The sequence below is a fragment of the Reichenbachiella sp. MALMAid0571 genome (assembly GCF_040151475.1).
Taxonomy (GTDB): domain Bacteria; phylum Bacteroidota; class Bacteroidia; order Cytophagales; family Cyclobacteriaceae; genus CAXBNB01.
Genome location: NZ_JBDKWG010000071.1, coordinates 24133 through 36699, shown reverse-complemented (window position 1 = coordinate 36699; position 12567 = coordinate 24133). Strand labels below are relative to the sequence as shown.

Annotated in this window: 1 protein-coding gene; it reads left to right on the top strand. The window is 39.5% G+C overall.

The window, feature by feature from the left end:
- Positions 1-129: 129 nt before the first annotated feature.
- Positions 130-12549, top strand: coding sequence for a PKD domain-containing protein (locus AAOP42_RS01340; RefSeq protein ID WP_349526652.1), 12420 nt, complete (start codon positions 130-132; stop codon positions 12547-12549).
- Positions 12550-12567 lie beyond the last annotated feature (18 nt).

The following is a 12567-nucleotide window of genomic DNA, read 5'->3' as shown; positions in this document are numbered from 1 at the left end:
GTATTGAATGCAGATGGCTCAGTTATTACTTTAGAAAACACTAATAGTGGGACTTCCGCAACAAACACACTTGGATATAGTGTAAGTTTATCAGGAGGTACAGCTACTGTAACTTTTACTGGTGGTTCGATGAGTGAGTTGGACTTTGAAGCATTGATAGACAACTTAAGCTATGAAAACAACTCAGATGATCCATCCACAACCAGTAGGGTAGTGACAATTACCAGTATATCGGATGATGGAGGTTCGGGAGGATCAGATGACGACACCAATGATGCTTTATCTTTGGTTTCTACTGTTGGAATTACACCAACCAATGATGCTCCAGTTTTGTCGAATACCGCAACTTTTAATGCGATTGATGAAGACGAAACAAATAGTACAGGTACACTTATTTCTGGCTTGATTTCTAGCTTTGGAAGCGATTACAATGAAATTGATTCAGGAGATCCTAAGGGTTTTGCAGTAATTGGAGTTTTAGAAACAAATGGCTCTTGGGAATATACCGTTGATGGTTCTATTTGGAATTCATTAACAGGCGTATCTGCTACAAGTGCAGTCCTTTTAGCCAGTGACGGAAACAATGCCATCCGATTTGTTCCTGGTTCGGACTACAATGGGAGCACCGGAAATACTGTTTCTTTAAGAGCATGGGATCAAACTTCAGGAAGTGATGAAGATACAGGTGTAGATGTCACTAGTAGTGGGGGAACAACTGCATATAGTTCTGGTACAGGTACCGCTAGTATTACCGTTAACCCTATTAATGATGAACCTTCTTTCACCGTAGCAGGAAATCCTACCGCCAATACTTCTTCTGAGGGCTTGGTAACTATAGCAAGCTTTGTTACAGGCGTTGATTTGGGGCCAGATGATGAAGATATAGCATCCGGTGCAGCAACAGAACAAGCAGTGAGTAGTTACAATTTAGTAACGAATTCAAGTGCTTCATTATTTAGTGTGGCTCCAGCGATCAGCACTTCTGGTACCTTAACTTATACATTGGCGACTAATGCTGAGGGAAGTTCCACTATTGGATTTCAATTGCAGGATGATGGTGGTACAGCCAATGCCGGAGACGATGACTTATCTCCGGAAATTCAATTTACCATTACTGTAACTGACGATGAAGCACCAGGTGTAAATGCTAAAGACCCTTTGGCATTAGGGCCTGATTCCGAAACCCAAATCAAGTTTTTTGTAAATCTTAATGAAAATGCCACTATTTATTATTTGGTAAGGGAAGTGAGCACAACACCATCAAAGGCTGATATTTTAAGTGGAACTGCTGTTGCGAGTGATATTGCGGGATCTTTTAGTTACACTACTCCAACTGTTCAGGATGAAGAAGTTATTTCTACATTAACTCAACATACTACTTATTATGTTCACTGGTATGCAGTAGATGAATCCGCTGCTAATAATGAAACAGCAATTCAAAATGAAGGCAGTATTGCTACAACCGAAGATGTAATTGCTCCACAGTTTGATGGAAGTACTGGTATTACTGGCATTACTGCCACAAGTCTTGATATAGATGTCGATTTGGATGCAGCAGGTACAGCTTTCTATGTAGTACTACTGGACGGAACTACAGCTCCATCTGTAACTCAGGTAATTAATGGTACAGATGGAAGCGGAAATCCACCAGTGGCTAAGGGATCTCTTGTAGTGGGAGATCCGGGTAGTCCGGAATCCGAAACAGTTGATTTTTTACAAAGTAGTACAACTTATGATATTTATCTGGTAGCGCAAGACGGAAACGGAAACAAAAGTGCTGTAAGATTGGAAGCTGATAAGACAACAAATGCTGCAGCGGTTCAGTTTGGAGGAAATGTTAGAGTGACCAGACCCGCAGATTTAATATTATGCTTGGGAGAAGACTATGCCCCACTAGGTGAAATAAAACTTCAGGAGGCAGCTTCAAACGGTGGTGGTTTTCCCAATACCAGCTTAAAAACTTTGGTTTTGACATTGCCTGCTGAATTGGAATTTAACACCTCGGCTTCTATTTCTATAAGCGATGATGGAGGTAATGATGATTTTAATCCTGAAATAAATACGACAGTACCGGTTTTGACGACACGTTCTATATCACTATCCTATGATACTGATAATACCAACGATCAGGATGAGATTAAAATTAATGGCTTGCAGGTTAAGGCAGTTCAGGCTTTTTCCGGTACTAAATCTTTATTGCGTATAGCATCAAATGGAGGTACTGCCACTATTGATGGTATAGTAGCTGGGGATGGAACCTCCTTTGCTAATTTTAGTGTGGCCAGTGCATCAGCACCTCCTGTTGGGTTGACAGTTACATATTGTACAGGAGATGTGGTCAACTTGGCAGATTTTACTACTAACGATGCGGATTTTGTTTGGTACACTGATTTTAATTTAACAAATACTCAATATTCTGGAGAAGTGACAGATCCCGAAGCACAACTTGGTTTTGATGTGAATGTTTCTGGTACAACTACTCTTTATGTAACCAATACCGGATCAGGGGAATGTGAGAGTCAGGCTGTACAAGTCAATATTGTTATTAACCCATCACCAGTTGCTGATGCTGGGTTTGATAAGGTAGTATGTGCAGGAGAAGAGTTGTTTATTGGTGGGTTTCCTTCTTTGGTAAGTACGGGTGCTGTGGGTACACATACTTATCAGTGGAGGTCTGAACCACTTAGTGTTGGAGGTGAAGTGATGCGAGCTCTGGATGAAAATTTTGATACTGGTACGATTCCTCCTACTGGATGGTCTCAAACGGGAGTTTCAGCCTCAGGTAGTGGGCTTGCCTTTGAAGGGGCAGACGCCTTAAGACTTCCAGCATCTGGAGGAAATATTGTATCTCCGGATTTTGAGCTTTTTGATTCCAAAGCGGTACTTTTCTTTTATGGTAGGGCAGAAACCTCTGCTTCTAATGGGGCGCAAATTCAAATATTCGGATCTGATGATGGATTTGGTTCTGAAATTTCATTGGGTACTGTCTTTACATCATCTACTAAATATAAACAATATGCAGTCGAAATACCTGCTGATGATAATGGTGGTGGTACGTTTAATATTCGAATTGAGTATGACAATTCCGGGGGGGCGGATGAAAACTTTATCATCGATGAACTGATTTTGGATAAGGGTATTACCAAGGCTACTGAAGCTGTTAAGTCCAATCCGTTTTTCACTCCGCCTTCAAATAATGCCGGATTGGGTGACTTGGTCTATGATGTAGTTTTGACGATTGTCGATCCAAATTTCTGTAAATCAACTGATCCGGCCGTTGCGGATGATTATACCACCGAGATTACCTCTCATGACAAGATTTCACCAACAATTTTTCTACAAGATGGTGGGGGAAATACTGTCGTTGGAAATGTAGGTATAAATACCGAATTTTTAAATATTATTATTGATCCACCGGCTACTACCTCTCCTGGTAATCCAGATTCTGGAGTACAATTTACAGGTACAGCTATAAGTTATAATTCTACCACTGAATTTTATGAATTTAGTCCAAAAAATGCTGGTGGTGGTGACTACACCATTACCTATACCTATACTGAAAGCGATACGGGGGACAATTGTGAGGAGTCAACTCAAACTTCAATTAGCGTTGTGGCTTCACTTTTAGATGGACTTATTTTGTCAAATTGTGTAAATGTTGACCCTTATAATATCAATCCAAGTCAGGATTTAGTTGATCAACTTTCTGGTAGTGGAGATTCATTTATTGAGTTAAGATATTCTGATAATGTTACACCATTGACATTTACAAACACTTACGCTGATCCTGGTTCGAATACTCTTCCTATATATACTTTCGATCCTGATCAGGCTTCCAGTATCAATATAGCAACTAATGGTAAAAAATATGGCCCAATGTCGTTATTTGTAGTGACATCCAACACATCTACAACCATTACACAAAGTGTAGATGTTGTACCACAACCTAGTGTTGGTATCCAGGTGTACGATGATATAAGCGATACTTTTTCACCATTTCAAAGTAATTATTGTGAGACCGACGAAATAGTTCAATTGTCAGGTATATTACGATCTACAGGTGACGTTTCAACTTCAACTGTGCAATTAACTAATTTACAGGATGATGGTTTATATGAAATTTCCTCTGACGGAGGCTCGAATTATATAACTCTAACTGATGGGGAATTTGATCCTTCTATTGGTGCTGGGTCATATATCATTCGATATACGAATGATACCGATGATGATCCAGCTGTAGAAGGAGGTGCTGGATGCACAAATTCTGTTTTAAGGGCAGTTACTATTATTGCACAGCCTTCCATACCTTTATTGAACACAAACCCTAGCTATGCTAGTGCACAAGATCCGGATTTGTCCAGTTCTGTGACATTTGGTCCAGGTATTGTTGACAACAATGGCAATGATGCCTATAAATTTGTTTATTGTGAAGGGGATGCTGTTTCCTTGATTTATGCGGATTTCACTGATGCTGACAACAATAAAATACAGGATTCAGGTACAGAGAAATACTTCAGATGGTATGATGATGATGGCTCTGGTAACCCAGATTTTGGCACTGAAATTTCTGTAAACGCTCAAAGCGGAAACAACTCAGATCGTAGAATAATCACACAATCAGATTTGTTTTTTGGAACACCCGACCCGGGTACTTACTCTTTCCATTTGACCCAGACCATCAACAGATCACCTTTGACTACTGGAACTACATTCGCAGGATGTGAAAGTACATCGCGCCAAATTATTTTTGAAGTCATAGCAGAACCTGTTGTACAGGATTTGGATGTTGTTTCGGACTATTATGATGATGTTGCCAATACACGGTTGGTTAGGGAATATTGTGAAGACGAGATTGTGGAAGATATTACTATTGATGATACTGGTCTGGGTGGAAATGAAATTGTTTGGTACGACGAGAACAATAATGAAATTTTAGTAACAACCAGTACTACTGTATCTCCAGTTCAATTGGGTTTAGGTACAAATACTCCTGGTTCAGGTACAGCTACACCTCCTGTAAAATCAGTACCTTCGACGACCGCTACCATTGAGTATTCTACGTCAGATCTTGTGCCGTCATTTATAGTGGGAGAGTTAGCTGTTTCTCATTCAGTAGCTTATATGACCTACTCTCTAACTGGCATTCCATTTATTGTAGGAGAGGTCATTACTAGTGAGGCAGGAGGACAAGGAACTGTTACAGTTGCAACTTCGTCGTATGTGGCAATTGATATGGTTACTGGCTTTTTTCCGGTTGGAAAAGTTATTACAGGTAATTTGGGAGGATCTGGTAAAATTGATGGTTTTAGTTGGTGGACTAACAATGGTTATGGTACAATTACCAATGTTAATGAGTCTTCAATAGAAATTAATATCAATTATAATGATTTTACCGTAGGGCATAATATCACGGGTAGTTCAACTAGTGCCCAAGCATATATTGAGTCCATTACCATAGATGAAATTATACAACCATATACCTTTTACTATGCAAGAAGGGATGCTTCTGGAACTGTTAGTGCAGATGCTGGAGAAGGAGACTTCATTGGTTGTGACGGACCAAAAACCAAGGTGCAAATAATGGTGTATCCTAAACCAGATGCTCCAGCACCAGATACTTTTTTTGATGATGAAATTTATGCATGTGTTGGAGATATCGTTGGTGGGACTGTATTAAAGTCACCAATTGGTGGAAAAGTTGAAAATATATATTATTGGTATGAAGCAGCTTCAGGTGGTACTTCATTTGCAAATACCTATGATCCTGCCTCTACGGATATCAATAAAAATGCTGATATAAATTATAGTGAAATACCGGGTATTAATTTGAGTGTGGCAGGTACTACTACCTTGTACTTGTCACAAGCAGATTATGCTGGAAAAAGCGGTACAGGTGAAAGTATTGACCCTGCTTTTATAGGTTGTGAAAGTGATGACAGAACTCCGGTTACTATTACTTTGTTTGCTAAACCGGATGCCCCTGAGATCACTGTTACCGATGATGGAGGAAATCCATTGAGTATTGCGGATAGTCCTCTGCCTAATAGTGATTATACTTATTTGGTATGTAGGAACGAGATAAATGACGCTTATAATTTCGTTACTTCTACCGATTATGCTGGTGCTCATGGAGTGATGTTTAATTGGTACACAGCTAATCCTACTACAGGTGCTTTGGCAACTTTTATAGGTTCTTTTGCTCCCGGATCAAATCCTGATCCTTCAACAAACTTAGGCCTTGTTGGAGCCACCGGAGCAAAATATTTTGGTATTACTCAAACTACTGATATTGTCAGTGGTGGAGAGTTTGGTGGGTGTACAGGTGACCCACTGATAATTGCAATTAATGTAACAGGGATTTCTACGACACCTTCTGTTGTTAATTCAGAATTTTATTTGTGTTTTGGAGATGAGGTGCAAGCTGGGGATTTAACTGCCACTGGTGAATCAGGAGCAGAATTTTATTGGTACTCAAATATTGCTGATATAGGCAATCCTTCCTTAAGGGTAGCCACTACAAATGATCCAACGGGAGCAGCATTAGGATTGTCTTCCAGCACGGTTGCTGGCAACTATACTTATTACGTTACTCAGGCTACCAATTTTGACAGAGATGCCACTCCTTCTTTCGAAGGATGCGAAACACCTTCGGGTAGTCACAAGCAAGTGACTGTGCATATAGAAGCCATTGAGGATGGGCCGACATTATTGACATCAGAATTGAACAGGACTATTTGTGAGGGTGAAACTTTCACTGCTGTTTCCGTTACCAGTGGTGCTGCTAATTCATACCAATGGTATCGAGATGATCTTGGTACTGATCCAATAGCCGCAGCTACAGGAGCCTCATACCTACCTGTGGTGGCCGATTTCATAGGAGAAACACAAGTGGCAGATGGTAAATTCACTTCCAGTTTCTCAATTTATGTGGGACAATTCACGGGTGTATCGGATTGTGCAAGTAACTTGACTCAGGTTGACCTTACTGTTAACCCTACGCCAATTAGTCCTGTCACAACAGCAGATAGCAATGGTAATGTATATGAAATTTGTCAGAATGATGCGTTGGTGAATCCTGCTGTCGATGTTGGAACACTAGCTGCTGGTGAACAATACAATTGGTATTCTGATGCAGGCCTTAACAACCTTGTTGCTTCTGGAATAACTTTTAATATTTCTACACTCAATGTGGATCCGGCGAATGCTGGTTCTACTAATTTCTGGGTTGCTAAAACAGAAAATATAGGTCTCCCAGCAGGTTTTGGAGGTTGTGAAGGGCCTGCTACGATGATTACCTATACTGTTCACCCGCTTCCTGTTCTGAATTTGACGGATATAAATTCTGACCCTTTGCCTACTAAGGTTTGTGTGGATAATGGCAACATAAGTTTAACAGGTAATCCGGCAAGTGCAAATGGTACGTTTTCGATAAGTACAGTTGGTAGTATTGGACTTACGGATAATGGTGACGGAACAGCTGTGTTTAATCCGTTGGCGGCAGTTGGAGAAGTAGATCCACAGGATTTCTTGGATCAATCTGAGTTAATCACTATTACTTATACCTATACTGATGGAAATACTTGTGTAAACTCTATTTCTAAAAATATTACTGTCAATGGCCTTCCTGAATTGAGTGTTACCTTTGGAAGAGAGGGGCAGGGTACAGGTAGAAATGAATTTTGTATAGATGATGCTGAATTGAATTTGATAGGAAACCCATCAAATGCTTCTGGTACATTTTCGAATGCGATCAATAATTCTGCAATAGACAATAGTGTTGGTAACAGTAGAGCTGAAATAGATTTACTTGATGCTTTTGAGACAATCAACCCAGCCAAAGATTTGAGGCAAGTTGATTATGTAGTGACTTTTACCTACACTAATTCTGATGGATGTGTAAATACTACTGATGTTACCATTAAGATAAATAATACTCCTGAACCGGCATTTACCATTACAAGACCTTCCGATGCATTGAGTTCTGGTACACCAGGTGTTGATGTAGAAGTGTGTATAGATGACCTTTCCACCAGTTCAAACCTGACTTTGAATGAGAGAATTGTATTATTGGATAATACAGATGTTTCTATGGGAACACTGACAACAGGAGTTTTCTCTGGTGATGCCACAGGTGTGCCTTTGAGTGCTGCGGCATTGTCCAGAAATGCAGAAGGAGAATATTATTTTTATCCTGCCCAGGCAGTTCAGGATGCTGTTTCAGGTAATCCCGTGTCCTTTTCAAATTCTCAATTTGTCGATTTTACTATTGACTACACTTTTACTAATGATTTAACATGTGCTGGAGTGGCTTCTGATTTTGGAAATAAAAAAGTAATTAGGGTTTATCGTTTACCAGTTCCGGTAGTGTCAGTTAGTGACAATGGGCCAAACAATAACAAAGAGTATTGTATTGACCATGGTAGCCTGATTACTTTATCAACTGCGATTACTCATAATCCGGGGGGGATTGGTACTTATCGGGAACAAAATACAGGTATTACCCTGCCGGTGAGTGTGCTCAATAATGCTACTGCTAATGGTGTATCTACGAGTATAGATGCAGAGAGAACAGCAACTTTTGATCCTGAAGCGGCTTACACTTTTGCTCAGGACAATGGTTTATTGGATGTTAGTACAAGTCAGGCCATATTTAACATTGTATATGACTATACTACAGATGTCACATGCAACAATGTTTCAACTCCTGTTACTTTGACTGTTAACCCATACCCACAACCTTCATTTACTTATGAACAAGGTGGTGTTGAAGTTGACAATGAAGTTTGTGTTGATGAAGGAACATTGACTTTGAGAAGCGCATTGGGAGAAGGTAGAAGTGCGACATTCTCAGCTGTTGGATTTACATCTGATGCGATTACCGATAAAATTGGAACTGCTACTATTGACATTGAACAATTGTTCAAAGAAGCTGTTGCAGCCAATTTAGGAGCAATGGATGATCGACAAATATCTGTTGATATTAACCTGAATTACGAAGACTCCAAGTTTTGTTCTGCTGATATTGTTCAAACGATTGTTATACACAACCTTCCTGTTCCTAAGTATGACATCACTCAGAATGGGGTTTCATTAGTGTCTGGAAATCTGGTAGAAGTTTGTATAGACGACATGTCAGTGATAGATGCTCTGGATTCGGAAAAGATAGTACTTATTGATGTGACAGATCAGGTTGTGCAGGGATCAAGGACGGCTGCTTCTTTTGCAGGATCTAATTATAACTTTAGTTCTAATCAATTGGAAAACATAGCTGAAGGCAAGGCTTATTTCTACCCCAGAGAGGCAGTAAATTTTGCTGAACTTGCTAATAGTACGCTAAAAGGAGCTACTTCTATAGATTTTGTTTTCGATATGTCTTATCAAAATGAAGATGGTTGTACAGGTAAAACCTTATCTTCTGATGCATCGAATGGTGTGCTAGATTTTGATAACAGGTTGACCATAAGAGTATATCGAACACCAATACCAACAATAAAGGTAAAAGAAGGCTCGTTTGATTTGGATGCAAATGCTTATTGTATCAATGATGATGTAGCAACTAATCCCATACGACTTTTTGTTCAGAGTATTGGTTTTGATACTGGTGTAGGAAATGGAGGTACTTTTGTTAGTGACCCTCCGCTATCTGCAAGTGCGCTTTATGGTGCTTCTGTTGATGGTGGTTTGGATGAGATATTTTTCAATCCTGCTACTGCTTATGCCGAGCACCCCACAGCCAACTCTGATAATGGAGATGCAGCAATATTTAAAATTACATATCAATATGGTACGTCAGATAATGGTTGTCAGGCAACTTCCAATGAAGTAACGCTTACCGTTAATCCATTGCCATTTCCTACATTTACGGTGGAAGGTGTAGCTTATAATCAAAATGAATTCTGTATAGATGCAAGTAATGCTGAAATGACTGGATTTGGTTATTCCGATAAAAACTTAAATAATTTAATCAAAAATTCTACTAGTTCTTTTACCAATCCGGCGAACAATAATGCAGGGATAATTCCGAAAACACCCGGTATATCTGATTTTAATTTTGAGAGTGCCTATAATGCTGCGGTAAGTGCGAATTTAAGTGACCCACGTACCCATACAATTACGTACACATATACTAATAACGAAACTGGATGTACAGCTTCTGTTAATAAGGATGTTATTATAAATACTAAACCCATAGTATCTATAAATTCGGTTGGAGGATGTGATAGAACACCAGTTGATTTCGAATTTACTTCTATAGAAACCGCACCGGGAGATCAAGTGCAATCTGCCCTTTGGGATTTTGACGACTTAAGATCAGAAGACCTTATACAAGGCTCAAACACCAGTACGGATCTTAATCCTCTACATTTGTTTTCTGAGCCGGGAGAATATTTTGTAACATTAACTACTACAAGCTTGAAAGGCTGCACAAGTTTGGAGGTAACCGAGCAGGTAGTTGTAGGGGATATACCAGATGTTAATTTTACTGTTGAGGGCTTATGCGCAGAAGATGAAGTGGTATTTGTTGCCTCTCCTACATCGGTAGATTTTGGTTCAGTTCAGTCCATATTGTTTGATTTTGGAGATGGGACTTCTGAAGATATAGATACCCAGGGAAATGCAGATAAATTCACTTTGCCACATACATACACGAATGAAGGAGTTTACGATGTACAATTAACATTGACTACAAACAATGGGTGTGAACAAATTCATTTAAGAAGAGTTTCTATCCTTCCAAATGAAGAAGCACCATATTTTCAGGATTTTGAGGGGGGTACTCCAGTCAAAAAAGATTTCCTTGAATGGGAGCTTGTAGAAGCAACAGACGAACGACGTTTAATTGATGGTAGTAAAGACTTGGATGTTATAATTGAATCCTCCGGATGGTCTGTGGATTTGAGACCAATAGAAGACAAAGATGATGATGACTGGGGAAAACTACCAAAAGATTTTAACAGCTGGCAGTTTGGAATTCCTTCAGGACTTGTTATTGCCGATGACGGTGTTCATGGAAATGTATGGGTTACCAACTTGGATGGTAATTATAACAATGGTGAGTCCAGATCATGGGTCTATTCCCCTTGTTTTGATATCAGTAGTTTGGAAAGACCTATGGTATCGTTCGATCAAATATATCATTTTTCTGATCAGAGAGATGGGGTAGTATTACAATACTCTGTGGATGGAGGAGAAGAATGGATTGCCCTGGGTGATTATGATGTTACTACAGGATCTACTGGTACAGAATGGTTTACACATGAGAATATTAGTGGTAAACCTGGTCAGCAAGAGTTGCAGGCTACCAATGAAGGTGATATCGGATGGGCAGGCAATAAGGGTGCTGATTTTGCTCAGTGGGTTTCTTCCAGACATAAACTGGATGCAATTCCTGAAGTGGATCGTAATTCTGTAATTTTCAGGTTTGCATTGGGTACTGATGCATCTGCACCATCTGAGGGTTTTGCTTTTGATAATTTCCAGATTAAGGAAAGAGCCAAAAAGGTATTGTTGGAACAGTTTTCTAGTACCAATGTAGCAGCAAGCGCAATAGTAGATGCAAGTATTAATGCTATAATTGATGATCCTGCAATTAACAACAATGACATTATCAGGGTGAATTACCATACTAGCTTCAAAGGTGAATTGGATGATTATGACAATAGCACTGTTCCGCCTTTATTGCTGAACCCTGATCCAATAAGTATTGTAAATATTGAAAACCCAAGTGCCAGGGCAGTATTTTATGGGATTTCAGCCGCACCTACCTCTTTGCTGGGAGGTGCTGTAAATGGAAGTGCCAATGCAAGGACAGATGTGCCGTGGACGGTCAATAATCTGGCAAGACGTTCTTTGGAAGATGTTTTGTTTGATATTGATATCAGTGATGACTTTGGTGCTGATGAAGAAGTGTTGGAAGTAGCAGTAACTGCTACGGTACTTGATGACATAACTGATCCTGCTAATACTGATGATGTTAAAGAGTTGAGTCTTTATATAGCAATAGTGGAGAATACGGTAGAATTGACAGATGCAGAAAACGGACAATTGGAGTCGAGGGCTGCTTTACGAAAAATGCTGCCAAATGGTATAGGCAATAGGTTCAAGCAATCATTTATTGAAGGTACAGTGTTGAATGTTTCAAAAAAATGGGACATTCAAAAAGGTGTTGATGCTCAAGATCTTAGTATTGTAGTGTTTATACAGGATGTTGCAAGTAAAAAAGTGTATCAAACCCAATCTATAAGTGTTGCTGGCAAGACAAGTCCTACGATTACAGGAATCGACGATGCATTTGGTGGGAAAGATTACAGTTTGTATCCAAACCCGGCAAACAAGGAAGTTTTCGTAGTGTTTGATCGGATTACTACAGAAGTCATGGACTGGTTGGTTTATGACCAGACGGGTAAAGTTTATAGAAATGGAAAACTAAAACCTGGTGCTTCCGGTTTTAGTCTTGAGACTGATGATTTTCCTTCAGGTATGTACTTTATTTCGATAAATGGAGAGAACCTGAAATTGCGAAATAAAAAGTTGATGATTACACACTAATTGTATTGTGTATGATGC

Coding starts and splice junctions, on each gene's coding strand:
- AAOP42_RS01340 (WP_349526652.1), top strand. CDS start 130: ATGAGTGAGTTGGACTTTGAAGCATTGATAGACAACTTAAGCTATGAA.